General features: G+C 59.5%; 26 protein-coding genes and 1 riboswitch. Of the genes, 2 read left to right on the top strand and 24 right to left on the bottom strand.

The features are described from left to right. Positions 1-16: 16 nt before the first annotated feature. From N5D22_RS04040 to recF, 3 genes are read right to left on the bottom strand one after another with little or no spacing between them, the layout of a single operon-like run. On the bottom strand, positions 17-493 hold the full coding sequence (locus N5D22_RS04040) for a GNAT family N-acetyltransferase (RefSeq protein ID WP_279654497.1): 477 nt from the start codon (positions 491-493) through the stop codon (positions 17-19). Continuing rightward, positions 490-1,257, bottom strand: coding sequence for a molybdopterin-synthase adenylyltransferase MoeB (locus N5D22_RS04035; RefSeq protein ID WP_279654496.1), 768 nt, complete (start codon positions 1,255-1,257; stop codon positions 490-492). Before N5D22_RS04035 ends, N5D22_RS04040 begins: the two co-directional genes overlap by 4 nt. Positions 1,258-1,279: 22 nt before the next feature. Further along, positions 1,280-2,407 carry a DNA replication/repair protein RecF gene (recF, locus tag N5D22_RS04030; RefSeq protein WP_279654495.1) on the bottom strand — a complete coding sequence of 376 codons (1,128 nt, stop codon included), beginning with the start codon at positions 2,405-2,407 and terminating at the stop codon, positions 1,280-1,282. A gap of 153 nt (positions 2,408-2,560) precedes the next feature. Between recF and N5D22_RS04025 the strand changes: the two genes are divergently transcribed. Next, complete coding sequence (locus N5D22_RS04025; protein ID WP_279654494.1) at positions 2,561-3,664, top strand: alpha/beta hydrolase; 1,104 nt, start codon at positions 2,561-2,563, stop codon at positions 3,662-3,664. A gap of 29 nt (positions 3,665-3,693) precedes the next feature. On the opposite strand, the gene nrdF is transcribed toward N5D22_RS04025, so the two are convergent. The 8 genes from nrdF to N5D22_RS03985 all read right to left on the bottom strand — a co-directional run bounded on the left by nrdF (position 3,694) and on the right by N5D22_RS03985 (position 11,842). Beyond that, complete coding sequence (gene nrdF, locus N5D22_RS04020; protein ID WP_279654493.1) at positions 3,694-4,668, bottom strand: class 1b ribonucleoside-diphosphate reductase subunit beta; 975 nt, start codon at positions 4,666-4,668, stop codon at positions 3,694-3,696. Positions 4,669-4,684: 16 nt separating this feature from the next. Further along, complete coding sequence (gene nrdE, locus N5D22_RS04015; protein ID WP_279654492.1) at positions 4,685-6,871, bottom strand: class 1b ribonucleoside-diphosphate reductase subunit alpha; 2,187 nt, start codon at positions 6,869-6,871, stop codon at positions 4,685-4,687. Beyond that, on the bottom strand, positions 6,859-7,257 hold the full coding sequence (gene nrdI, locus N5D22_RS04010) for a class Ib ribonucleoside-diphosphate reductase assembly flavoprotein NrdI (protein WP_020812691.1): 399 nt from the start codon (positions 7,255-7,257) through the stop codon (positions 6,859-6,861). The genes nrdE and nrdI overlap by 13 nt, the downstream gene beginning before the upstream one ends. Positions 7,258-7,269: 12 nt before the next feature. Continuing rightward, positions 7,270-7,491, bottom strand: coding sequence for a glutaredoxin-like protein NrdH (gene nrdH, locus N5D22_RS04005; protein ID WP_174055803.1), 222 nt, complete (start codon positions 7,489-7,491; stop codon positions 7,270-7,272). Positions 7,492-7,746: 255 nt separating this feature from the next. Further along, positions 7,747-7,971: riboswitch (cobalamin riboswitch) on the bottom strand. A 133-nt stretch (positions 7,972-8,104) separates the two neighbouring features. Continuing rightward, on the bottom strand, positions 8,105-8,734 hold the full coding sequence (locus tag N5D22_RS04000; RefSeq protein WP_279654490.1) for a nucleoside triphosphate hydrolase: 630 nt from the start codon (positions 8,732-8,734) through the stop codon (positions 8,105-8,107). After that, complete coding sequence (locus N5D22_RS03995) at positions 8,731-9,513, bottom strand: ATP-binding cassette domain-containing protein (RefSeq protein WP_003524281.1); 783 nt, start codon at positions 9,511-9,513, stop codon at positions 8,731-8,733. Before N5D22_RS03995 ends, N5D22_RS04000 begins: the two co-directional genes overlap by 4 nt. Further along, complete coding sequence (locus N5D22_RS03990) at positions 9,513-10,595, bottom strand: ABC transporter permease (protein WP_174055801.1); 1,083 nt, start codon at positions 10,593-10,595, stop codon at positions 9,513-9,515. Before N5D22_RS03990 ends, N5D22_RS03995 begins: the two co-directional genes overlap by 1 nt. A gap of 224 nt (positions 10,596-10,819) precedes the next feature. Next, positions 10,820-11,842 carry a sugar ABC transporter substrate-binding protein gene (locus N5D22_RS03985; protein WP_279654487.1) on the bottom strand — a complete coding sequence of 341 codons (1,023 nt, stop codon included), beginning with the start codon at positions 11,840-11,842 and terminating at the stop codon, positions 10,820-10,822. A gap of 264 nt (positions 11,843-12,106) precedes the next feature. On the opposite strand from N5D22_RS03985, the gene N5D22_RS03980 reads away from it, so the two are divergent. Further along, positions 12,107-13,339, top strand: a complete 1,233-nt coding sequence (locus tag N5D22_RS03980; protein WP_279654486.1) for an ROK family transcriptional regulator — start codon at positions 12,107-12,109, stop codon at positions 13,337-13,339. 57 nt (positions 13,340-13,396) lie between these two features. On the opposite strand, the gene recQ is transcribed toward N5D22_RS03980, so the two are convergent. The 13 genes from recQ to N5D22_RS03915 form a co-directional block, all read right to left on the bottom strand. Further along, positions 13,397-15,205 (bottom strand): DNA helicase RecQ, encoded by a 1,809-nt coding sequence (recQ, locus tag N5D22_RS03975; RefSeq protein WP_279654485.1) that lies wholly within the window; start codon positions 15,203-15,205, stop codon positions 13,397-13,399. A gap of 190 nt (positions 15,206-15,395) precedes the next feature. Beyond that, entirely contained in the window at positions 15,396-16,145 is a 750-nt protein-coding gene (locus N5D22_RS03970) for a 2OG-Fe(II) oxygenase (RefSeq protein ID WP_279654484.1), read from the bottom strand. Then, positions 16,142-16,708 carry a methylated-DNA--[protein]-cysteine S-methyltransferase gene (locus N5D22_RS03965; RefSeq protein WP_279659177.1) on the bottom strand — a complete coding sequence of 189 codons (567 nt, stop codon included), beginning with the start codon at positions 16,706-16,708 and terminating at the stop codon, positions 16,142-16,144. Before N5D22_RS03965 ends, N5D22_RS03970 begins: the two co-directional genes overlap by 4 nt. A gap of 247 nt (positions 16,709-16,955) precedes the next feature. Then, positions 16,956-17,207 (bottom strand): hypothetical protein, encoded by a 252-nt coding sequence (locus N5D22_RS03960; RefSeq protein ID WP_279654482.1) that lies wholly within the window; start codon positions 17,205-17,207, stop codon positions 16,956-16,958. Positions 17,208-17,361: 154 nt separating this feature from the next. Beyond that, positions 17,362-17,994, bottom strand: a complete 633-nt coding sequence (gene alkB / locus N5D22_RS03955) for a DNA oxidative demethylase AlkB (protein WP_279655032.1) — start codon at positions 17,992-17,994, stop codon at positions 17,362-17,364. A 19-nt stretch (positions 17,995-18,013) separates the two neighbouring features. Then, the gene (locus N5D22_RS03950) at positions 18,014-18,646 is read right to left on the bottom strand and encodes a hypothetical protein (protein WP_279654481.1); all 633 of its coding nucleotides are present in this window, start codon (positions 18,644-18,646) and stop codon (positions 18,014-18,016) included. Between the two features lie 19 nt (positions 18,647-18,665). After that, entirely contained in the window at positions 18,666-19,307 is a 642-nt protein-coding gene (locus tag N5D22_RS03945) for a DNA-3-methyladenine glycosylase (RefSeq protein ID WP_279654480.1), read from the bottom strand. 85 nt (positions 19,308-19,392) lie between these two features. Continuing rightward, positions 19,393-20,469, bottom strand: a complete 1,077-nt coding sequence (gene ada / locus N5D22_RS03940) for a bifunctional DNA-binding transcriptional regulator/O6-methylguanine-DNA methyltransferase Ada (RefSeq protein ID WP_279659176.1) — start codon at positions 20,467-20,469, stop codon at positions 19,393-19,395. Positions 20,470-20,586: 117 nt separating this feature from the next. Continuing rightward, on the bottom strand, positions 20,587-21,198 hold the full coding sequence (locus N5D22_RS03935) for a hypothetical protein (protein ID WP_279659175.1): 612 nt from the start codon (positions 21,196-21,198) through the stop codon (positions 20,587-20,589). A gap of 189 nt (positions 21,199-21,387) precedes the next feature. Beyond that, positions 21,388-21,843: an ester cyclase gene (locus N5D22_RS03930; RefSeq protein ID WP_279654477.1), complete on the bottom strand. Its 456-nt coding sequence runs from the start codon at positions 21,841-21,843 to the stop codon at positions 21,388-21,390. Positions 21,844-22,159: 316 nt separating this feature from the next. Then, positions 22,160-22,783, bottom strand: a complete 624-nt coding sequence (locus N5D22_RS03925) for a hypothetical protein (protein WP_279654476.1) — start codon at positions 22,781-22,783, stop codon at positions 22,160-22,162. Continuing rightward, entirely contained in the window at positions 22,784-23,293 is a 510-nt protein-coding gene (locus N5D22_RS03920; protein ID WP_279654475.1) for a methylated-DNA--[protein]-cysteine S-methyltransferase, read from the bottom strand. It abuts the gene before it with no gap. 12 nt (positions 23,294-23,305) lie between these two features. Next, positions 23,306-23,593: hypothetical protein (locus N5D22_RS03915; RefSeq protein WP_279654474.1), on the bottom strand; the 288-nt coding region annotated here is incomplete at its 5' end.

Here is a 23,593-nt window from a genome sequence, read left to right as displayed (position 1 = left end):
GTCGGATCTGACGATTTCAGCCGAGGAATTTCGTCATTTCAATCGAGGTCGTCCGATCATAACCCGCATGGGCATTTTCAGCGGTCCTGACGAAACCCCAGGCGGCAAATCTGGCGTGATTGGCGAGAAGCTCGATGCGTGTTTCCAGCCGCAGCTCCGGCAACGCCAGTTCGCGGGCCAGCGCTTCGGATCGCTGCACAAGCATTCTGCCGATGCCCTTTCCCTGTGCTTTCGGCGAAACGCATAACTTGCCTACATAAAGACAGGCCGGCGGCTCCGGCCTGCAAAACAGGCAGCCCAGCAGCTCATCGCCATCAAGAGCCACGAAAGCGATCTCCACCCTCGCCTTTTCCGCAAGGTTTTCCAATGTCAGGCGATGGGCCGAAGACGGCGGGTCGATAACGCCATCCATATAGGCGAAGGAGGCCATGATAAGCGCCAGCAATTCCGGCCAGCGATCGAACTCTTCCCCGATCCTGACGATCTCCATCATGGTTTTTTTCCCGCAGGCCGCCGCTTGTATCGCACGGTTTCGAAACGGGCCGACAGGGCGTCATAGAGGAGCAGGCGGCCGATCAGCGGCTCGCCGGCACCGGTGATAACCTTGATCGCCTCCATTGCCATAAGCGTGCCGATAACCCCGGTCAGCGCGCCGACAATGCCTGTTTCCGCGCAATTGGGAATGAGACCCTGCGGCGGCGGCTCCGGAAACAGGTCGCGATAACCGGGCAGCAGAGCGCCCTCGGCATTTGTCTCATAGGGCTTCAGCACCGTCACCGAGCCATCGAAGCGACCGACGGCGCCCGTGACCAACGGTCTTTTCGCAGCCTCCGCCGCATCGGCGGCGGTATAACGCGTATCGAAATTGTCCGAGCCGTCGATCAGGAGATCGAAGGATGGCAAGTGGTCATGCGCCCAGACCTGCGAAAAGCGCTCTTCATAAACAAGGGTACGCACATGCGGATTGAGCCGGGCGATGGCCTTGCGGGCGCTTTCCGTCTTCAACTCCCCAATCGTACCGGTATCGTGGATCACCTGTCGCTGCAGATTGGACAGGGAAACCACATCGTCATCGATCATGCCGAGCGTGCCGACACCGGCGGCGGCAAGATAATGGAGCACGGGTGCGCCGAGGCCGCCGGCCCCGATGACCAGCACACGCGCCGCCTTCAGTCGCTGCTGCCCGGCACCGCCGATTTCCGGCAGCAGGATATGACGCTTGTAACGTTCGATTTCTTCCGGGCTCAGCGGGTCCATGTCGCACTCCATCTCTTTGCCGTCATGCCGTGATGCTCCCGTGGGACACATTGAAGAACTGCGCCCTGTCGCCAAGGGCGGAGAACATGGCCGTATCCGTTCCGGTCATGAAGCTCTGGCCTCCGAGCGCGTGGATGAGATCGAATAGCGCCGCCCGCCGGCCCTCATCCAGATGGGCGGCAATCTCGTCCAAAAGCAGCACCGGCGCATGACCGGTCATATTGGCGGTCAACTGCGCATGGGCAAGCACCAGCCCCACCAAGAGCGCCTTCTGCTCCCCGGTTGAACAGCGCTCGGCTTCCATGTCCTTTTCCGCATGGCGCACGAAGAGATCGACACGGTGCGGCCCGTCCAGTGTGCGGCCAGCGGCCGCGTCCCGATACCGGCCTTCCCGCAGCATAAGGGCATATTCGTCTTCCAGATCGACGGCGGGGCGGTTGAGCCTGTCATCCATGAAACCGGCAAGCGACAGCGCCGCCGACGGGAAGGCCGCATTGCCGGCCCGCCCCTCAATGAGGGTCTTCAACAGGCCGAGCATTTCATAGCGGGCAACCGCCATGGAAATGCCGAGTTCGGCCATCTGCTTTTCGATGCCGTCGAGCCAGACCGGATCGAAGCGGCCCTCCGAAAGCAGCCGGTTGCGGCCACGCATGGCCTTTTCGAAATCGCCTGCCCGCCGCCCATGCGCGGGATCGAGCGACAGCACCAGCCGGTCGAGGAAACGCCGGCGGTCCGATGATGAACCGGTAAAAAGACCATCCATGGCGGGCGTCAGCCACAGAACCCGAAGATGATCGGTCAATTCATCGACAGATTTCACCGACGTTCCGTTCAGCCTCAGGCGACGCGAGACAACCTCGCCATCGCCTTCAAGCCCGGTGCCGATGGCGACATCGCCATCCATACCCTCGACATCGGCGAAGATCGAGAAACCAGTGGCTTCGGCGCCCACGCGCGTCACCTCGGACAGGACGGCACGGCGCAAGCCGCGTCCCGGCGAAAGAAACGACACCGCCTCCAGAAGGTTCGTCTTGCCGGAGCCGTTGTCGCCGGTCAGCACGACATGGCGGTCATCGAGCGCAAGCGCGGCCGCCGCATAATTGCGGAAGTCCGTGAGTTTCAGTCGGGAAAGCGACACCTTGTTCGTCATCTTTACGGCCTAAAACGAAGATGGACGGATAGCAAGGTGGGGAACGCCCGTCCGCACCGAAGACAGCCGCTAGAGTGCAATTCATTCTTCAGTAGCAACTTTTTTAGTCGCCGGTTATTTATGAACCGGTCCTCATCACCGGTAGCCCCATTCATGCGCCTGATCTTTTCTCTGTTTCTCACTCTCGGTCTTCTCTCCTCCTGCGCAGGCCGACCGGGGGCGGATGTGCTGGAGGCCGTCAACACCAGGACCCACGACACGAAAATCGTGACCGCCTTCGTGGCGAGCACTCGGGAGAAAAACACGGACGCAAAAAAGGGCTTCGGCACGGCGCGGGCAATGGAGCCAAACTACGCCAGTTTCGATATTTCCATTCCGCCCACACATAAAAGCGGGAAAATCGAATGGGCCAGCGGCAAGCCAGACCCGAAAAAGGATTTCGTCGTTACCAGGGCCGATATGCTGACGAAGACGCGCTTTAATGCCGATCTTGGCGACATAGCCCGCTCCGGCAAGCAGATCGCACTTTTTGTACACGGCTATAATTACAGCTATCAGGAAGCACTGTTCCGCGCGGCGCAGATGGCCGCGGATGCCAATATGAACGGCGTGCCGCTGGTCTTTTCCTGGCCGTCGCAAGCCTCTGTCGCCGGCTATGTGGCCGACAAGGAGTCCGCGACCTTTTCACGCGATGCGCTCGCAGCAATGTTGATCGATCTTACCCGGCAGACCCCAAAAAAGAGCGTCGTCGTGTTCGGGCACAGCATGGGCGGCTGGCTGGTCATGGAGGCGCTTCGGCAATTGCGCTTCCAGGGCAGAAACGATGTCATCGCCAAGCTGCAGGTGGTGTTGGCTGCGCCCGATATTGACGCCGATGTCTTCCGCAAGCAGATCGAGGTCGTCGGCCGGCTCAACCCGCCGCTTACCGTTCTCGTTTCCAAGGATGACCGTGCGCTGAAAGCCTCTTCCATCCTTGGTGCCGACGTTACCCGTATCGGCGCGCTGGATGTGACCGATCCGCAGGTGCAGGAAGCCGCCCTTAAGGAGGGCGTGCAATTCGTCGACATCTCCAATTTGAAGGCGTCGGACCCGCTCAACCACGACCGCTATGCGGCGCTTGCCTCCATGGTGCCGCAACTTGAGGCAAGCAGGCGCGGGGGTGATATCAACAGCGCCGGAGCCTTTGTTTTCGATGCGATCGGCGCCACCGTCGCCAGCCCCTTCCGCCTTGCGAGCCAGGTGGTGAACCCGCAATAGCTTTTGCGGGTCCTGCCGACAAACCGGTTTCAGAAATCCCAGTCTTCGTCTTCGGTCGCAACCGCCTTGCCGATGACATAGGACGAGCCGGAACCGGAAAAGAAGTCGTGGTTCTCGTCGGCATTCGGAGAAAGCGCCGAGAGGATCGCCGGATTGACCCGGCAGGCCTCGGCAGGAAACAGCGCCTCATAACCCAGATTCATCAGGGCTTTGTTGGCGTTGTAATGCAGGAACTGCTTGACGTCCTCTGTCAGGCCGACGCCGTCATAGAGGTCTTCGGTATATTTCGCCTCGTTATCGTAAAGTTCGAGCAGGAGATCGAAGGCGAAATCCTTGATCTCCTGTCTCTGCGTTTCGCTGAGACGCTCCACCGCCCGCTGGAACTTGTAGCCGATATAATAACCATGCACAGCCTCGTCGCGGATGATGAGGCGGATCAGGTCCGCCGTGTTGGTGAGCTTGGCGCGGCTTGACCAGAACATCGGCAGATAAAAGCCGGAATAGAACAGGAAACTTTCCAGAAACACGCTGGCGATTTTTTTCTTCAGCGGATCGCCGCTGTCATATTCCCGCATGATGAGCGCGGATTTGCGCTGCAGGAACTCGTTTTCCTCCGACCAGCGATAGGCGTCGTCAACATCGGGCGTGAGGCAGAGCGTCGAGAAGATCGACGAATAGGAGCGGGCGTGCACCGCCTCCATGAAGGAGATGTTGGAGAGAACCGCCTCCTCATGCGGCGTTGCCGAATCCTCCATCAGGCGCACGGCGCCGACACCGTTCTGGATGGTGTCGAGCAATGTCAGGCCGGTGAAGACACGGATTGTCAGTTTCTGTTCTTCCGGCTTCAGCGTTCCCCAGGAGGGGATGTCGTTGGAGAGCGGCACTTTTTCCGGCAGCCAGAAATTCGAGGTCAGGCGGTTCCAGACTTCGAGATCCTTGTCGTCCTCGATGCGGTTCCAGTTGACCGCGCGGATGCGGGACGCGGTTTTTACGGCGATGTTCATTCTCTTGTCCCTCAAATCAGAGCGTGCAGGAAACGCAGCCCTGAACCTGCGTGCCTTCCAGCGCCATCTGGCGCAAACGAATGTAGTAGATGGTCTTGATGCCCTTCTTCCAGGCGTAGATCTGCGCGCGGTTGATATCACGCGTCGTCGCCGTATCGCGGAAAAACAGCGTCAGCGACAGGCCCTGATCGACATGCTGGGTAGCCGCCGCATAGGTGTCGATGATCTTTTCAGGGCCGATCTCATAGGCGTCCTGATAATATTCGAGATTGTCGTTCGAGAGATAGGAAGCCGGGTAATAAACGCGGCCGATCTTGCCCTCTTTACGGATTTCGATCTTCGAGACGATCGGATGAATGGAAGAGGTGGAGTGGTTGATATAGGAGATCGAACCGGTTGGCGGTACGGCCTGAAGGTTCTGGTTATAGAGACCCGATGCCATCACGTCCTGCTTCAACGCCGTCCAGTCTTCCTGCGTTGGAATGGCAATACCGGCTTTTTCGAAGAGCGCACGGACCTTTTCCGTCGCGGGCAACCATTCCCGGTCGGTATATTTGTCGAAATAGTCGCCCGAGGCATATTTGGAGTTCTCAAAGCCCCTGAAGCTCTGACCCCTTTCCACGGCCAGCCGGTTGCTGGCGCGGATGGCGTGATAGGTCACCGTGTAGAAATAGATATTGGTGAAATCGATGCCTTCTTCCGAGCCGTAGAAGATGCGCTCCCGCGCCAGATAACCGTGCAGGTTCATCTGACCGAGTCCGATGGCGTGGCTGGCATCATTGCCCTTTTCCACCGAGGGAACGGAAGAGATGTGGCTCATATCCGAAACAGCCGTCAGCGCCCGGATGGAGGTCTCGATGGTCTTGCCGAAATCGGCCGAATCCATCGCCGACGCAATATTGAGTGATCCGAGATTGCAGGAAATATCCTTGCCCATATGGCTATAGGACAGATCGGCGTTGAACTCGCTCGCTTCGCTGACCTGCAGGATTTCCGAGCAGAGATTGCTCATGCTGATGCGGCCGGCGACCGGATTGGCGCGGTTCACCGTGTCCTCGAACATGATGTAGGGGTAACCGCTCTCGAACTGGATTTCGGCGATCACCTGGAAGAATTCGCGCGCCTTGATCTTCTTCTTGCGGATGCGGCTATCGGCGACCATTTCATGATATTTTTCACTGACCGAAATCTCGGTCAACGGCACGCCATAGACCCGCTCCACATCATAGGGCGAGAACAGATACATATCCTCATTGTTGCGGGCGAGTTCGAAGGTGATGTCGGGGATCACCACGCCGAGCGACAGGGTCTTGATGCGGATTTTCTCGTCGGCATTTTCGCGCTTGGTATCGAGGAAGCGCATGATATCGGGGTGGTGAGCGTGCAGATAGACCGCGCCGGCACCCTGTCGCGCGCCAAGCTGGTTGGCATAGGAAAAACTGTCTTCCAGCAGCTTCATGACAGGGATGACGCCGGACGACTGGTTTTCGATCTGTTTGATCGGCGCTCCAAATTCGCGGATATTGGTCAAGGACAGCGCCACGCCGCCGCCGCGCTTGGAAAGCTGCAGGGCCGAATTGATGGAGCGGCCGATGCTTTCCATATTGTCTTCCACACGCAGCAGAAAACACGAGACCAGTTCACCACGGCTCTTTTTGCCGGCGTTGAGGAATGTCGGCGTTGCCGGCTGGAAGCGGCCTGAAATGATCTCATCGACCAGATTGCTGGCAAGCTGCTCATCGCCACGCGCAAGGGCCAGTGCCACCATGCAGACGCGATCCTCGTAACGCTCCAGATAACGTTTTCCGTCGAAGGTCTTCAGCGTGTAGGAGGTGTAATATTTGAAAGCGCCGAGAAAGGTCGGGAAGCGGAACTTCCGGGCATAGGCTTCGTCATAGAGATCGCGGACGAAGTTGAAGGAATACTGATCCAGTACCTCCTGTTCGTAATATCCCTCCGTCACCAGATAATCGAGCTTTTCCCTGAGGTTATGAAAAAAGACGGTGTTCTGGTTGACGTGCTGGAGGAAATATTGCCGGGCGGCCAGCCGATCCTTGTCGAGCTGGATCTTTCCGTTCTCGTCGTAAAGGTTCAGCATCGCGTTCAGCGCGTGGTAGTCCAGAGCCGCATCGAGCGGCTTCTGGGTTGCGGCTGCCGGCTGTTTGGCGTCCTTGCGCAGCGCGCCTGAGGTCAGCGTGTCCAAAATCGTTCCAATCCATGTTTGACATTGGCGACATCTTCCTCCGTGCCGAGAAGCTCGAAGCGATAGAGAAACGGCACCGCACATTTGCGCGAGACGATATCTCCGGCGGATGCGAAAGCTGCGCCAAAATTCGTGTTTCCCGCCGCGATGACGCCGCGAATGAGATTTCGGTTGGAGGGCTCGTTCAAGAACCGGATGACCGGCTTTGGCACGGCCCCTTTGGTGCCGCCGCCCCCATAGGTGGGGGTGACGAGCACATAGGGCTCGGACACATGGGGAACATCTTCCTCAACGCCAAGCGGCAGACGAAACAGACGCCGTCCCAGTTTCAGAAGGAAACGATGGGTGTTTTCGGAGCGGCTGGAATAATAGACGATCAGGCCCATCGCCCCGCCGCCTCAGCTGATCGAGCCGATCATATCCGGCCGGAAACCCGCCCAATGGCGCTCGCCGGCAACGACGACGGGAACCTGCATGTAACCGAGGCCACGGACATGATCGAGCGCTTCAGTATCTTCGGAGATATCGACGATCTCATAGGGGACGCCGATGCGGTCTAGCGCACGATAGGTGGCGGTGCATTGGACGCAGGCGGGCTTGCTGTAAACGGTGACGGTCATAATTTCCTCTCTCGAAGCCGGTTTCGGACACGGCTCAACATTGCCGATTGCAATCGCAATCGGACGGCGATGGTTCTGTCATTAGGGTGGGCGTGCGCGGCTTTTAGCCGCGTAAAATCACTCTCTACGCCGACGAGCGCAGCAACTCAAACAAATGCACTGGCATGACTTCACCCCGAAGCTTGTTCTGGAGGGGGCAGAAAAGGGCGAACGCAAATCATTTGCGCCATACACCTTCCTCCGGACACCCCGCCCGTGGACGTTTGCGCTCAAGGCAGGTCTCCTGACTTGCGGGTCACAACATCTATCCCGGCCTTCCCGAAGCTCTCAGCCCCAGTGACCCAAATCGGAACGATGCTCGCCGCTTACAGTTGCGGGGGCAGTTTCGGCCTTGCTCCGCCATGAAGGCGTTACGCACCGAATTCCCGTCTTAGCTCCCGACCCTTGCGAATCGGAAGAACCTCGAACACCACATATAGTATATGAGGAAATTTTCGCGTCAACGGATAGACATGGGAAAGCCGCGCCCTGTGGATCAAAAAGATTCAACACATGGTCAACAAAGGCTTAACGGCAAGTGCGCCTTGCCCCTCCAGCGCGGGAAAGCGTTAATCTATTCCCAGATATCGATACGGATATCGGCGGGGCGGGCGTTTTCGATCACCCTTTTTCCGTTGGGAAGATCGTTTTCGAAAAGTTTGGCGTGGATCGCGGCCGCATCGAGACCGTAACCCTGCCATCTGTCCCGCAGCCTCTTTTCCAGCACGTCGACGGATGGACCGACAAAGATGGTGAGGTCGAAGCTTTCGGAAAGCGTCGTCCAGGGCGCTTCATTCAGCAGAAGGTAATTGCCTTCAGCAAGGACGAAGCGTGTTTCCGGGGCGATGGCGCGGGCGGAGGCAATGGCGATTTCGCGGGAGCGGTCGAAGACCGGTACCAGAACTTCCTGCCCGCCCTTGCGGACGGCGGAGACAATATCGAGGAACCCGCGCACGTCGAATGTTTCCGGCGCACCCTTTCGCGGCAGCAGTCCGCGTTCCGCAAGAATGCCGTTATCCATATGGAAACCGTCCATCGGTAGAACAGCGGCCGTTTCGCCGCGCAGGCGCAAGGCGTCGCAAAGCGCATCCGCCAGCGTGGATTTGCCGGCCCCAGGGGGACCGGCAATGGCAATGATGAAACGGGATTTGCGCTCTGCCCGCCGAAGAACGTCTTCGACGATCGTCTCGAGTTTAAGCGTCATGCGGCAAGCGTTTCCTTCGGCGCTTCCTTGGCGCCGGTCATGAAGGCGACGGCATCCGACATGGAATAGTCCTTCGGATTGATAACGCACAGGCGCTTGCCAAGCCGGTGGATATGGATGCGATCCGCGACCTCGAAAACATGCGGCATGTTGTGCGAGATGAGAACGATCGGCAGGCCGCGCGAGCGCACGTCCAGAATAAGCTCCAGAACACGTCGGCTTTCCTTCACGCCGAGTGCTGCCGTCGGTTCGTCGAGGATGACGACCTTGGAGCCGAAGGCCGCCGCACGCGCCACGGCCACACCCTGACGCTGGCCGCCGGAGAGGGTTTCCACTGCCTGATTGATGTTCTGGATCGTCATCAGGCCAAGTTCCGACAGTTTCTCCCGGGCGAACTTTTCCATGGCCGGGCGATCCAGCGCCCGGAACAGGCTGCCCTGAATGCCGGGTTTACGGATTTCCCGGCCGAGAAACATATTGTCGGCTATGGAAAGCGCCGGCGACAGCGCGAGGTTTTGATAGACCGTCTCGATGCCCGCCTTGCGCGCCTCTATGGGCGAGCGGAACTGCACGGGCTGGCCTTCCAGCCGTATCTCCCCCTCATCGGGTGTCACCGCACCGGAAATCGCCTTGATGAGAGAGGATTTACCCGCACCATTGTCACCGATGACGGCGAGGATTTCGCCCGGATAGAGATCGAAATCGGCATGGTCGAGGGCGGTCACGCGGCCGTAGCGTTTGACGAGATTGCGTGCCGTGAGAATGGGTTCTTTTGCCATCAGCCTGCTACCTTTCTGATCCACTGGTCGATTGCGACAGCCATGATGATGAGGACGCCGATCAACAGATAGGTCCATTGCGGGTCTGTTCCGATAAGCCTGAGGCCGAGCGAAAAGACGCCGACGATCAGGGCGCCGAAAATCATGCCCATGATGGAGCCGCGCCCGCCGAACAGCGACAGGCCGCCGATAACCACTGCGGTAATGGATTCGATATTGGCGAATTGGCCGGCGGTCGGCGAAACCGAGCCGATGCGGCCGATCAGGGCCCAGCCAGCAAAGGCGCAGATAAGGCCGGACAGCGTGTAAACGGTGGTCAGCATGCGCTTGACGTTGACACCGGCAAGTTCGGCGGCATCCGGGTCGTCACCGACAGCATAAAGGTGGCGGCCCCAGGCGGTGCGGTTGAGCACATACCAGAGCAGGGCGACGAGCAGAACCATGGCGATGACGCCATAGGTGAAGACCGCGCTACCGACACGGATATTAGCGCCGAAGAATTGCAGGATCGGCGCCTGCTGGGCAATATCCTGGGCGCGGATCGTCTCGTTTGCGGAATAAAGGAAGTTGGTCGCCAGCACGATCTGCCACATGCCGAGCGTGACGATGAAGGGCGGCAGGCGCATGCGCGAGACCAGTACGCCATTGATGAAGCCGCAAAATGCGCCGACGGCAAGACCACAGAGAATGGAGAGTTCCGCCGGCAGACCGTAACGGAAGGTGAACTGTCCCATGATGACGGAGGACAGGACCATGATCGCGCCAACCGACAGATCGATGCCCGCCGTCAGGATGACCAGCGACTGCGCCGCGCCGACAATGCCGACGATGGCGACCTGCTGCAAAATAAGGGTCAGCGTGAAGGCCGAGAAAAACTTGCCGCCGAGAAGCAGGCCGAAAACAATCAGCGACAGCACCAGAACGATAAGCGGAACGGCCGCCGGGCTGGAATGGAGAAAGTGCTGCAGTTTTTCCAGCACACTCTTGTCATGCGTATCGAAAGCGGCGACCTGCGTCGAACTTCCCGAAAGCACTTTTTCAAATTCATTATGCGGCTGAGCCCGCACCGGCTGATCGCTCATGGATTTTCCTCCCGATCGCTCCATCACATCAGCCCTGATACCGGGCCTGCCTCCAAAGAGAATGATGTGTAGATTTCAAAGTGTTGTGAAGCGGCCTGTGCCATCCCCGCAGGATGCGTGACGCGCTCGTTTGTTCCTTTGTCCGATCCCCCGGATCGTGCCTGAAATCATTCTGGTCCAAGGGCGGGGGCACGAATGCCCCCGCGGGTTTCAACGGCGAGGCATCAGCCCCAGCACTTGTTGAGACCTTCCTTCGTATCGATGGACTCGAGACCCTTGACCGGCTTGTCGGTTACCAGCGTCACGCCGGTGTCGACGAAGTTCTTGCCTTCGGTCGGCTTCGGCTTTTCGCCCGTGTCGGCAAACTTCTTGACGGCTTCCACGCCAAGCGCCGCCATCAGCAGCGGATATTGCTGCGAGGTCGCGCCGATCACGCCTTCCGCCACGTTCTTGACACCAGGGCAACCGCCATCGACGGAAACGATCAGAACATCCTTTTCACGGCCGACCGCCTTCAGCGCCTCATAAGCGCCGGCTGCCGCAGGTTCGTTGATGGTGTGGACGACATTGATGGTCGGGTCCTTCTGCAGCAGATTTTCCATCGCCGCCCGGCCGCCTTCCTCGTTACCATTGGTGACATCATGGCCAACAATGCGCGGATCGTTTTCATCGCCGATCTTGTTGATGTCCTTCACGTCGATGCCGAAGCCCTTCATGAAGCCCTGGTTGCGCAGCACATCCACCGTCGGCTGGGAGGGGGTGAGGTTAAGGAAAGCGATTTTCGCATCCTTGGCCTTGTCGCCGAGGCTGCCGGCAGCCCATTTGCCGATCAGCTCACCAGCCAAAAGATTGTCGGTGGCGAAGGTGGAATCGGCGGCATCGACAGGTTCGAGCGGCGTATCGAGGGCGATGACCAGAAGACCGGCGTCGCGCGCCTTCTGCACGGCCGGAACGATGCCCTTGGTGTCCGATGCGGTGATCAGGATACCCTTGGCGCCATCGGCGATGCAGGTCTCGATGGCGGCTACCTGGCTTTCGGAATCACCGTCGATCTTGCCGGCATAGGATTTCAGCGTCACGCCCAGTTCCTTTGCCTTGGCGGTCGCGCCTTCTTTCATCTTGACGAAAAAGGGATTGGTGTCGGTCTTGGTAATGAGGCAAACCGAGGTATCGGCTGCAGATGCGGCGGAAGCGAAAGAAACGCCAAGCGCAAGCGCGCCCAGAAGAGCGGAAACAGTGGTCTTCATGAGATCCTCCCAATGGATATTTGAGCACCGTGACGGTTACCCGACGATCTCGTCTCCTCCGAGAACAATGATCGTTGACCCAGATGGAACCATCAAAGGAAACGGCTGTCAATAAATAAATCCGATTGAATTATTAATTCCGTATGGCATTCTAATATGCGGCAGGGAGGAATATCGCTGCGTCATTTAACGTTGCGATAGCAAGATTGCCATAAAGCCTGCTTTGTCGGTCGCGGCGGACATTGCGGGCGGGAGGATGACATTATGAGACAATCTGTCGAGACGGCGCCGCCAGCGCCGCTCACCACCATGGATATAAGCGGCGGCGCCAACCAGATCGGGGTGCGCGCTTATAACGAACGGCTCGTGCTGTCTCTCGTCCGCCGTCACGGCGGACTGTCAAAAGCCGAAATATCAAGACTTTGCGGCCTCTCGGCGCAGACCGTCTCTGTCATCATGCGTTCGCTTGAAAAGGACGGGCTTCTCATTCGTGGTGAAAGGCTGCGCGGCAAAGTCGGCCAACCGTCGACGCCGATGCGGCTTAATCCCGACGCTGTCTTTTCTTTCGGCGTGAAGATCGGCCGGCGCAGCGTCGATCTCGTGCTGATGGATTTTGTCGGCCGGATCAGGCTCAAGCTTCGCAGAACCTATCCCTACCCTCTTCCGGAATGGATACTGCCCTTCGTGATCGACGGTATAACGGAGCTAGAATCGAAACTCTCTCCCGCCGAGCGGGAAAAAATCGCCGGTGTCGGCATTGCCGCTCCGTTCGAATTGTGGAACTGGGCGCAGGAGGTGGGCGCTCCACAGATTGAAATGGAGCGGTGGCGGGGCGTCGATATCCGCTCGGAAATTGCCGAAAATGTCAGCTATCCGGTTTTTCTGCAGAATGACGCGACCAGCGCCTGCGGCGCCGAACTGGTTTTTGGCGCAGGCCAGAACTATGCGGATTTTCTCTATATATTTATCGGCTCCTTCATAGGCGGCGGCGTTGTGTTGAATTCGGCGCTGTTTTCCGGAAAGACCGGAACGGCGGGCGCGATCGGCCCCCTGCCGGTGCAAGGGCAAGATGGCAATACCGTCCAGCTTCTGAAAATCGCGTCGATCTTCGTTCTGGAAAACATGCTGCGCGAAAAGGGCATCGATCCGCGCCCGCTATGGTTTTCCCCTGACGAGTGGATCGATTTCGGCGAGCCGCTGGAAAGCTGGATCAGGAAAACCGCCGCAGCGCTGGCGCAGGCGGTTATCGCCGCCGCCTCCATCATCGATTTTTCCAGTGTGATCATCGACGGCGGTTTTCCCGACTGGGTCAGAACGAGAATCGTCGCCGCCACCCGCCTTGCCCTCAAACACCACGATTTGCAGGGTGTCACTATGCCGGACATCATCGAAGGCGCAGTTGGCAGCCAGGCGCGGGCGATTGGCGGCGCGAGCCTGCCATTGTTCTCGCGCTATCTCATCGACCAGAACGTTCTGTTCAAGGATACGACGGGCTGAACCCTTTCCGGGCGCTTTCGGCTTTCATTATCCGGCTATTTATATGACTAGCTGCGGTCACGCGTCCGCGGCGTGCTGCATGATCGCCGCCAGGAAGGCCGGCCCGTAACGCTCGAGCTTGGTATCTCCGACACCTGGAATCTCAGCCATCTCCTTCGCCGAGGCCGGCTTTACCATCGCAAGTTCGATAAGGGTCTTGTCGTGGAAAATCACATAGGGCGGGACATTCTGCGCGCGGGCGATTTCCATACGCTTTGTACGCAGTGCTTCAAAGAGACTGCGATCGGACTCCGGTAAAACCGTCGATGCCGCGCGGCGCGGCGCCGATTGCCGTGCAGAACGGGGAGCGGACGGTATCCTCAGCATCAGGGCCGGTTTTTCGCGCAGGAACCGCCGTCCGTCTTCGGAAATGGACAAGCCGCCATGCCCGGACAGGTCGACGTCAATCATCCGCAAGGCAACCATTTGACGCAGAATGGCGCGCCAGGTGCGATTGTCATGTTCCTTGCCTATCCCGTAAGTCGTGATACGATCGTGCCCGAAGCGGGAAATCCGCTCATCCTCGATACCCAGCAGCACACGGATGACATAGGCCTGACCGAAACGTTCACCCGTGCGGTAGATGCAGGAGAGAAGCTTCTGTGCGGCGATGGCCCCGTCAAACAGGTCCGGCGGCTCGGCGCAGGTATCGCAATTGCCGCAGGGCTCACACCGATCGCCGAAATAGGACAGCAGAACCTGCCTGCGGCAACTCGCAGTTTCTGCGAGACCGAGCAGCGCATCAAGCTTCTGGCGCTCCATGTATTTGCGCTGGTCTGCGGCGTCAGACTCTTCGATAAAGCGGTTGCGCAAGGCAATATCTTCGTAACCGTAGAGCATAAGCACATCCGATGGCAGACCATCGCGGCCGGCCCGGCCGGTTTCCTGGTAATAGGCCTCGATGCTGCCCGGCAGATCGATATGAACGACAAAGCGCACATCCGGCTTGTCGATGCCCATGCCAAAGGCAACGGTCGCAACAATGATGACCGCCTCACCGTGCTGGAAGCGGGTCTGGTTCTCCTCGCGGGCGGCCTTGTCCATGCCGGCATGATAGGGCAACGCATCGCGCCCCTCCTCCCGCAGCCACGCAGCCGTTTCGTCCACCTTGCGTTTGGAAAGACAATAGACGATGCCGCTTTCACCATCGCGATCCTTCAGGAAGCGCTTCAGCTGCGCGCGCGGATTGTCCTTTTCCATGATCGCATAGCGGATATTGGGGCGATCGAACCCGGCGATGAAGGCGTCATCTTCTTTTATCCCCAGATGGCCGAGAATTTCCAAACGGGTGGGTTCGTCAGCCGTCGCCGTTAGCGCCATGCGCGGCGTGTTCGGGAAACGCTCGATCAGCATATCCAGCTGACGGTAGGGCGGACGGAAATCATGCCCCCATTGCGACAGGCAATGGGCCTCGTCGACCGCGATCAGCGAGAGTTCAACGGATTGCAGCGCGTCAAGAACATCCGGCTTGAGAAGGGTTTCCGGCGCGGCATAGAGAATATCGACCTCGCCGGCCCGGATGTCCCGCCAGAGCGCGCGGCGCGCTTCCGGCGAAAGATCGGAATTGAGAGCCTCGGCCCGCACACCGGCCTGACGCAGGGCCGCGACCTGATCGACCATCAGCGCGATCAACGGCGAGACGATCAGCCCCATGCCGTTTCGGGCAAGCGCCGGAATTTGGTAACAGAGCGACTTTCCACCGCCCGTCGGCATCAGGACAAAGGCGTTGTTTCCTTCCATCACATGCCGGATGATTTCGGCCTGCCGCCCGCGAAACGCATCGTAGCCGTAAACGGTCTTGAGGATCTGCAAAGGGTCTGCGGTCACAGCTTGTTCTTCCGAGCTTGAAGTCCGGCGCATCATCGCCAGTTTGGAGTCTATGGCAATCGCGAAGATGTAGTTTACCAGGGATATCGGCACAGGAATTCAGGATTACAGATGAAAAAGGGCTCCGAGTTCCCCCGAAGCCCTTTTGCATTCCTATTGTGCGGATCCGGCCGGCGCCGGCATCGCGTCATCACCGCGCATCGTGGAAAATAATCCCAACAGTATGGCGCATGCCGGAACGAACCCGGCTGACGCCATGGCGCAAATTCACGCGATAACTTCCTTTTGTCCCCTGGACCGGGCGATTGTGGACGGCGAAGGCGACACCGTCGCCCTGGCGCAGCGGCACAACTTCGACGCGGCTCTGCATGCGCGGCCGCTGTTCGGTCAGCGCGAATTCTCCGCCCGTAAAATCGCGCCCCGGTTCGGACAACAGGACCGCCACCTGGATCGGGAAGGCGAGATCGCCGTAAAGATCCTGATGCAGGCAGTTGAAGTCGCCGGGTACATATTGCAGCAGCAGCGGCGTCGGCCGGGCCTGACCGGCATGGTGGCACTGCTCAAGGAATGAGGCATGTTCACCGGGGAACCGTTGGTCCAGGCCCATCCGCTCGTTCCAGCGATTGGCGACACCGGCAAGGCGCGGATAGAGGGCCGTGCGGATGCCGCCGATGAGATCCGGCAGGGGATATTTGAAGTAGCGATATTCCCCTTTCCCGAAACCGTGCCGCGCCATGATGATGTGGCTGCGGAAATGGCTTTCGTCGGGGTAGAGCGCTGCAAGGCCGCGGCATTCTTCCGGTGAAAGAAGCCCCGGCATGACGGCGCAGCCATAGCTGTCCAGCTCACCGGCAAGCGCCCGCCAGTCATAGGCGGCAATCCGGGTTTCCGCCGAGGCATCCGCGTAAGCCGGAACCATGGTGTTCGCAGTCCTGTTCATGCGCGGGCCTCCTTCTCGATGAGGATGCGCTTGCGCTCGATACCCCAGCGATAGCCGGCAAGCGCACCGTTGCCGCGCACCACACGATGGCACGGGATGGCCAATGCGACCGGGTTGGCGGCGCAGGCGGTGGCGACGGCGCGAGGATGGGAAAGCGGGCTCAGCCAGCCGGCCAGTTCGGTGTAGCTCACCGTCCGGCCGGCGGGTATGGCCCGCAACTTCTCCCAGACGCGACGCTGGAATGGCGTACCGCGCATGTCGAGCGTCAATTGCAAGCCGCCGGAGGGTTTCGCGAGATAGCCCAGGACCCCGGCGACATCGTCCTTCACGGCTGGTTCGTTCGGAACGAGTATGGCTTGCGGGAAGCGGCCGGCAAGATCCTCCACGAGCACCTCAGCATCATCGCCCAGCAGGATCGAGCAAACGCCCTTCGGGCTGCGCGCAACCAGCACCTTGCCCAATTCACAGTTGGTGACCGCATACGAGAGAACGTCAGCGGTCGCCGGCACTGTATTTTCCTGCGGGTCGGACCGCAGCGTACCAGTATTGATCATACGGTTCATTGTCGTATCTCCTTGCTCGAACCTCATGACCGAAACTACGACCTTCGCCACGCCGCCGAACTCCGATCCTTGTTTTCAAATCGAAATCCTGCTGCGGAAATGAAAAATGCCGAACGCTTACCGGGGGGCAAGCCGTCTCGAACCGCCGGTACCCCAGACAGCGGGAGGCGCGGAAGCCGGCTCGGATATATGATGTGCAAAAACCACCGCGCATGGACGCGCCTCAGCGCATCGGGAATACGATCGATCAAGCGAGCCTGATGATCGTGGTTTCCGCGAGCAAGTAGGTTTCACCGGTTGCGAAACAGACCTCGATTTCCCCACTGGCGAGCGCGGCCCATTCTGCATGGCCATCGGCCACGCACCGGCCGATATATTTCATGACGAGCGCCTTATCCGGATTGTCCCAGGCAAGCGCGACAAGCGCATCGACGGCCGCCTCCGTTCCGGGCAGCTTGCGCCGGCTCGCCTTCGCATCGAATCCGCCGCGCGGGAACATGAGCCTGGATATCCTTGTCTTTGCCGTTGCGGCCATCCGATGTTGAACGGCCGGAGCTCCGCAGATCAACGTTGCGATCGATAGCACATCTGGCGCCAAAGTTGTTTCAGCGGCACTCCGGTTATTGCCGTCAAACCGAAAGAATATTCGAAGATTATAATGCGCACCGGAATGTCAGATTGATGCGCATCCGCCCGACGGCCTCGTGAACGTCGTCCTTCAATTCGGGAACGCCATGATAGAAGAGCCGCGACGAGCCGCCCCAGACCGCCACGTCGCCATGCCGCAATGCATATTTCTTGACGGGATCGTTCCGCCTCAGGCCGCCGAACTGGAAGGTTGCTGGCAGGCCGAGCGAGACTGACACGATCGGGTTGGCGAAGTCCCGTTCATTCTTGTCCTGATGCAGCGACAGACGGGCGCCGGGCTCGTAGCGGTTGATCAGGCAGGCATCGGGGCGGAAATCCGGATAACCCGCCCGCGTCGCCGCCTCCACCGCCAGATCGAAGAAGCAGCCCGGCATGGCCGGCCAGGGACGGCCGGTTTCCGGATCGTTGCGATCGTAGCGATAGCCGGTGCGATCCGTAACCCAGCCGGCTGCGCCGCAATTGGTCATTGCCACCGACATGGTAAAGCCGCCGGGCGTGACCATATGCCGGAAGGGAGACTGGCCGGTGATATCGCCAAGCGCCACGAGCAGGTCTTTCTCATAGGGAAGCGCCGCGCCGCGCAGCAACACGGCGCCTTCGGCCATATTCTCGACGGCGGGTTCAGTCGGGGCGAACATGCCAAAGAGATCGGGCATATCAGGGCCTATCCGGTATCGAGTTGATTGAAGGATGGAAGACGGGCTGATAGCCCGCAAGGAGCGCCATGACCGTCGATGGCGGCGTCAGCAGCCAGCTGGCATTGTGAAAGACCACTGGCCGATCATAACTCTCGGCGGTCCAACGATAGGCAAGGCCGGCGCGCAACGTATACGCTTCCCCTTCGGCTGCAACGACAACGCCATCAGGTAGATCGGTCGACAGATATGGATTTGGGTGCATGCGCTGGTGGCCGCGCTGCCAACGCTCGGCATGCAGCACGGAATCCATCACCGCAGCTGATATCCGAGGCTCGTTCCTCGCGGCGACCCAGCACGCGCGAAATCGTTCCGCAGCCTCGCGTCGACAAAGGAAACAGGGGCGATGACCGGCGGCCAGCGCGACGGCCTCATCGAGAAAGAACAGTTCCGTCCAGCTTCGCCTGGCCATGACGTTCCGGCGGCGTCCCTTGAAATCGCACGAGCAAATAAGCCAGGCCTGCGTCGCCCAGCGCTTTCGCAGCAGCGTCTTCGTCGTGGGATCGTGGATGATGCCGCGATTGCCGGTGAACAGGCCCCGCTGGGAAATGGCGACGATATCGCCGAAGGGGGTTACGCGATTTTGGAGCGGCATGACGTTCTTCCCCACCCTCTCACGCGAGCACATTTCCGCGCTCGCGCGGGATGCGCCACAGATACCACGCCGCGACCGTGCGGTGCGGCGACCATGCTTTCGATATCTCGCGCAACTGTTTCGGCTTCGGCTGCTCGGGCAGCGATTTAAGGACACGGTAACCTTCACGAACACCAAAATCGTCCACCGGCAGAACGTCCATCCGTTCCAGCGAGTACATCAGCAGCATCTCGACAGTCCAACGGCCGACACCCTTGATGGTGACCATGCGCTCGATCAGCGTTTCGTCGTCCATGACGGCGGCGATTGCGCGCGTGGGAATGAGACCGTCTATCGTCCCCTGTGCAATCGCCTTGATGGTGGCGATCTTGCTGGCCGAGAAGCCGGTGGCTCGAAGCATGTCGAACTCCGTTGCGATGAGGTCTTCCGGAGTTGGAAAATCGCGGCCCTCGAACAGGCCCTTGAGCCGGCCGATGATAGCATCGCCGGCCCTGGCGGTCAGTTGCTGATAGGCAATCGCCCGAACGAGCGCCTCAAAGGGTTCGCGCGCGGCCTTGGGATCGTGCCGGCAAGGGCCGACCAGGTCGATCAGTCTCGCCCAGTCATCATCGTAACCCGCAAGGAAAGCGACGGATTCATCGTAACGGGTATGAAAATTCATTCAGAAGCCTTCCCAGAAAATGCGCCGGTTTCGGTAAGCCGCTCCGCGGTCCGAAAGCTGCGCCAAAGCATCGACGCTCCGGCCCCTATGCATTCTGCGACGCCTCCCGATCGAGAAGCCGGCGCTTGCGGTCGACACCCCAGGCATAACCCGAGAGCGAGCCGTCATTACGAACGACCCGATGGCAGGGAATGGCGACAGCCAGATTATTCGCGGCGCAGGCGCCAGCAACGGCGCGCGTCGCGCTCGGCGATCCGATACGCCGTGCAATCTCCGCGTAGGAAACGCGCTCCCCGACCGGAATTTCCTGGAGCGCCTGCCAGACACGACGCTGGAAGGCCGTGCCACGGACGTCAAGCGGAAGATCGAGCCCGATGCCCGGATTCTCGACAAAGCCGCAGACGCGGGCGATCAGTGCTTCATATTCACGATCCATGCCGATCAGGCGTGCCTTCGGGAAGCGATCCTGAAGATTGCGGACCAGTGCATCTGGATCGTCACCGAGCAGGATCGAAGCCACCCCCCTGGTGCTGGACGCGACGAGGATCGCGCCAAGATAGGACTGGCCGACCGCGAACTTGATTTCCTCGTTCACACCACCGGCGCGATATTGCGTCGGGGTCATGCCGAGCATTTCCGTGGACTTCTCGTAGAAACGACCGCTCGAATTGTAGCCCGCGTCATAGATCGCCTCGGTGACGCTGACGCCTGTCTCCAGACCCTCGCGAATTCTCTTCGCACGGCTTGCCGAAGCATAGGCCTTTGGCGTCAAGCCCGTCGAAGCCTTGAAGACGCGGTGGAAATAGCTCGGACTACGGTCGACCGCTGCCGCCAGCTCTTCCAGCGACGGCTCCTCCTCGCATTCCTCGATGAGGCGGCAGGCTTTTGCGACCAGCGCGGCGTTTTCGCATTCAAGCGAAAGGCCCTCGGGATTGCACCGCTTGCAGGGGCGATACCCAGTCGCCCGCGCACTCTCGATCGTGTCATGCAACATCACATTTTTCGGGTTTGCCGTACGGGACGGGCACGAGGGGCGACAATAGATGCCTGTCGTCGAAACGGAATACCAGAGCTCACCGTCGGCGGCCTTGTCGCGGGCAACAATGCGCGCCCAGCGCGGATCTTCCGCGACAGGAAGGGCCGATTCACGCGATGTCTTCATTGACCGGATGTTCTGTTCCATTGTCTTTCACTCGCATTTGATCTGGCGCCACCTTGCTCCAGAACCTGATCGGCCACACTCCGATCCTTGCGCTCGAATCGGAATTTGAACGCTAAGCTAGGATTTCGCCACTCGGCTATAATGTTTCCGCAGTATCCCTTTCCCGATCAGGGGCAGGCGCGCGGAGACGCCATTGGCGATCGCCTGCATCCAGCCGTATTTGAGCGTTTGCATCTGCTGCGTGAGCGGAATGAGTTTCATACCGCAAGGGCTCTGCAGAAAGCGGGCGACGACGGCATGCTGCTCCTGATTCATTTTGGCGGACATCCTCGCCGAAAGGCTCGTATCGTCATGGTCTCCCCTCTCAAGCGACGTGATGAACGCGGTGGCCCGCAATTCTGCGACCACACGCTCACGCTGAAACGCGAGTGCCGTGGTGATGTCATCCGGCGTGAGCCGGGATTTGAGCAGTTCTTCAAACTCGTGCCTGAGAATCGGAAGCTCCCCGGATATGGCGCGCTCGATCTCCCTGCTTGCGTGGCGGCGCAAGCGCCGGCCGAAGCCTGGAAAACGACCGTCGATCTCCAGCATCTCCTTAGCGAAGCCGGCCATCTCCTTCTCCAGCAGGGCTGTGATCGTCGCGGTCATCGCGGCGATATCCAGTATATAGGCGACGACCTGCTGTAATTCATTGGAGGTGACCTGTGCGCCGGGGATTATGCTCATCATTTCGACTTCTCGGATGTCTTCCGCCTGATCTGCAATCACGCACCGGGCTGCGCACTCCGAATCCTGCTTTCAAATCGAACTGCCAGCCACCCGATAACGCATAAATGTAATTGAGGCCCGCGCCGGGGCGCAGGCCTCAATCCTCCATTCAGCGCGCGCCGCCCCTCGGGCGAGCAGATGCCGGGTCGATCAGGCTTTCTTGATCAGCCCGAGCTGCATCATCGCCGTCAGGCCGTCATCAAGGCCTTGTTCTTCGACGATCAGGCCATCGACGACCTTCAGCACGGTCTTGCCGGTGAAATGCATCTTGCGGCCGGTTGCGGCGGGAAGCGTATCATAGCCGGGCAGGAGATCGTCCCACCCCGCACCGGTGTGCGTGCCGCCACCCTCCCACTGGCCGACGACATAGTCGCCTTCGGCGATCAGGTCTGCGGTGCCCCAGAAGTTGAGGTCCGGGAAAGCGGCACGGAAATCGGTCATGAAAGCCTTGATGTCCTCGCGGCCGCGACGCGGCTCGTGCAGGGAATATTGCAGGAGCATGTCCGGATGGGCGATCTCGTCGATAACCGCAAGATTGACATCCTTGCCCCAGAATTCGGTGAACCAGCGAACGACGATGGCCTTGTTATCTTCTTCCTTGCTCATGGAAAGATCCTCTCTTCAAATCGAGCGACCATCGAAACCGCTCGATGACCTGACGGGAGGGATAGGCGAGCTTTCCGGACGCCAAACTCCGTTTCATGCCTTTGAATCGGAAACGGTTTTTCGTGCCCGTTTTTCGGTTTTTTTAAGTTCGAAGGCATGAAACGGAGTGCTGGCGAGCGGTTGAATCGCAACATGGAACCGTGCTTTCCAAGACCTACGAGGCTATAAGTTTGTCTTCTGCATCGGCAACAAACGCAGCGTCGGATTTCGGCGGCATCCCGCCAGTGGATGCTATCCGGACCTCGCTGCCCGGCGCTTACCAGCCCGGATAGAGCGCATAAAGGCGCGCCCAGTCTTCAAAGGCGCCAACGGCCTCCAGACATACGATGGCATCGGCGGCGTGCCATGTGCATGGGACCCGCCGCAGCCAGACATTGTCCTTCCCCGCCCGGTAAAGCCAGACGATGGAGGCAGCCATCATCTGCCGTTCTTCCGGCATGTGACGATAATCGGCACGCCACTGCTCCATTCCGACGGGAATCACCGCGTCGCGATGGAAGTCATAGCCGGCCGGCCTGATCGAATGATGATATGGCGCATGCCCGTCGTCGCGGAAAAGCGCCTCCAGACCGTATCGCGCGATGACATCCCGCAAATGGAAATCGAATGGTCTGGAGACGCCGGGAATCGACCCAAGAAGATCGACACCGACGACGTCCGAAAGCCGGTCGATATCGGCTTCATCCAGTTCAAGCCGCGCGGCGACAAGCCGCGTCAGACGATAACCGGGAAAGCGGCTGCGCGCGGCTTCGACGGATGCGAGCGATAACCGGATGATCTCCAGTGGTTCGGGGAGATCGCAGCCCGGCCCTGCCGGTTGCGAAGTGGCGGCCTGCTCATCACCCCGCGCGCCTTTCAAAAACACATTCACGCCTGCCATTTAGCGCTTCGCCCCAAGCTGTTCACGCGCTAAAAGCGCTCGCTTGCGGGGCACGCCCCAGCGATAGCCGGAGATCGAACCGTCCTTCTTGATGACGCGATGGCACGGCACGATCACCGCGATCGGATTGTTGGCGATCGCCGCGGTCACCTCACGCGGATCGCGTGAGCCAAGTTTGGCAGCCAGAGCGCCATAGCTGGTGGTCCGCCCTGCCGGGATTTCCCGCAGCATCATCCAGACCTGCATCTCATAGGATGTCCCACGCAGATCGAGCGGCAGATCGCAGTCGGAAGCCGGGTCCTCGATGGTCCGGGCCACGATCTCCATCACGTCGGCCAGCACGTCCTCGCTGCGCTCCAGCTCCGCTTCCGGAAAGCGGATGCGCAATGCGTCTTCCATTGCCATATGCATTGCACTGAATTCGAGGGCGACAATACCCTTCTCGGACATCGCAACCACAAAGTCGCCAAGGGAGCTGATCCCCCATGCAAAGTGAATAATCTCACGCATTGTTTTTACCTTCTATGCTCCTTGTGGAATGAACATAGAAGCGGTCGCGGCGCACCGATCTCCGAAGCTTGCTTTCAAATCAAATATCGGCCGCCGGTGGCCTCTTGGCTGTCCTGTTTCCATTTCCGCTTTGAATGCAACATTCGGAGGACATGCTCCTGCAATCACCGTACCGTCGATGCCTAAATCCAGACGGAGTCTTTCGTCAACATGGTGGGCCGTGTTCGGCATTAGTGTTTTCTGCGAACGCCAAAAGCCCGGCGGATTTCTCCGCGCGGGCTTTGTGTATGCGTAGGAATT

It is taken from the genome of Agrobacterium sp. GD03872 (assembly GCF_029840625.1).
In the GTDB taxonomy this organism is placed as follows: Bacteria; Pseudomonadota; Alphaproteobacteria; order Rhizobiales; family Rhizobiaceae; genus Agrobacterium; species Agrobacterium fabrum_A.
Note: the sequence above shows the minus strand (reverse complement) of the source record. Positions and strands in the feature narration are given on the sequence as shown.

Excerpts from the sequence above, each read along its gene's own strand:
- N5D22_RS03950 (WP_279654481.1), bottom strand. The coding sequence starts at position 18,646 with ATGCCGCTCCAAAATCGCGTAACCCCCTTCGGCGATATCGTCGCCATT.
- nrdH (WP_174055803.1), bottom strand. The coding sequence starts at position 7,491 with ATGACCGTCACCGTTTACAGCAAGCCCGCCTGCGTCCAATGCACCGCC.
- N5D22_RS04040 (WP_279654497.1), bottom strand. The coding sequence starts at position 493 with ATGATGGAGATCGTCAGGATCGGGGAAGAGTTCGATCGCTGGCCGGAA.
- nrdI (WP_020812691.1), bottom strand. The coding sequence starts at position 7,257 with ATGGGCCTGATCGTCTATTATTCCAGCCGCTCCGAAAACACCCATCGT.
- N5D22_RS03990 (WP_174055801.1), bottom strand. The coding sequence starts at position 10,595 with ATGAGCGATCAGCCGGTGCGGGCTCAGCCGCATAATGAATTTGAAAAA.
- N5D22_RS03920 (WP_279654475.1), bottom strand. The coding sequence starts at position 23,293 with ATGCGTGAGATTATTCACTTTGCATGGGGGATCAGCTCCCTTGGCGAC.
- N5D22_RS04035 (WP_279654496.1), bottom strand. The coding sequence starts at position 1,257 with ATGGACCCGCTGAGCCCGGAAGAAATCGAACGTTACAAGCGTCATATC.
- N5D22_RS03965 (WP_279659177.1), bottom strand. The coding sequence starts at position 16,708 with ATGAACCGTATGATCAATACTGGTACGCTGCGGTCCGACCCGCAGGAA.
- N5D22_RS03935 (WP_279659175.1), bottom strand. The coding sequence starts at position 21,198 with ATGATGAGCATAATCCCCGGCGCACAGGTCACCTCCAATGAATTACAG.
- N5D22_RS03985 (WP_279654487.1), bottom strand. The coding sequence starts at position 11,842 with ATGAAGACCACTGTTTCCGCTCTTCTGGGCGCGCTTGCGCTTGGCGTT.
- ada (WP_279659176.1), bottom strand. The coding sequence starts at position 20,469 with ATGAAGACATCGCGTGAATCGGCCCTTCCTGTCGCGGAAGATCCGCGC.
- N5D22_RS03945 (WP_279654480.1), bottom strand. The coding sequence starts at position 19,307 with ATGAATTTTCATACCCGTTACGATGAATCCGTCGCTTTCCTTGCGGGT.
- nrdF (WP_279654493.1), bottom strand. The coding sequence starts at position 4,668 with ATGAACATCGCCGTAAAAACCGCGTCCCGCATCCGCGCGGTCAACTGG.
- N5D22_RS03930 (WP_279654477.1), bottom strand. The coding sequence starts at position 21,843 with ATGAGCAAGGAAGAAGATAACAAGGCCATCGTCGTTCGCTGGTTCACC.
- N5D22_RS03980 (WP_279654486.1), top strand. The coding sequence starts at position 12,107 with ATGAGACAATCTGTCGAGACGGCGCCGCCAGCGCCGCTCACCACCATG.
- N5D22_RS04000 (WP_279654490.1), bottom strand. The coding sequence starts at position 8,734 with ATGACGCTTAAACTCGAGACGATCGTCGAAGACGTTCTTCGGCGGGCA.
- N5D22_RS03995 (WP_003524281.1), bottom strand. The coding sequence starts at position 9,513 with ATGGCAAAAGAACCCATTCTCACGGCACGCAATCTCGTCAAACGCTAC.
- N5D22_RS03925 (WP_279654476.1), bottom strand. The coding sequence starts at position 22,783 with ATGGCAGGCGTGAATGTGTTTTTGAAAGGCGCGCGGGGTGATGAGCAG.
- N5D22_RS04025 (WP_279654494.1), top strand. The coding sequence starts at position 2,561 with ATGCGCCTGATCTTTTCTCTGTTTCTCACTCTCGGTCTTCTCTCCTCC.
- alkB (WP_279655032.1), bottom strand. The coding sequence starts at position 17,994 with ATGTTCGCCCCGACTGAACCCGCCGTCGAGAATATGGCCGAAGGCGCC.
- recF (WP_279654495.1), bottom strand. The coding sequence starts at position 2,407 with ATGACGAACAAGGTGTCGCTTTCCCGACTGAAACTCACGGACTTCCGC.
- N5D22_RS03970 (WP_279654484.1), bottom strand. The coding sequence starts at position 16,145 with ATGAACAGGACTGCGAACACCATGGTTCCGGCTTACGCGGATGCCTCG.
- N5D22_RS03960 (WP_279654482.1), bottom strand. The coding sequence starts at position 17,207 with ATGTTCCCGCGCGGCGGATTCGATGCGAAGGCGAGCCGGCGCAAGCTG.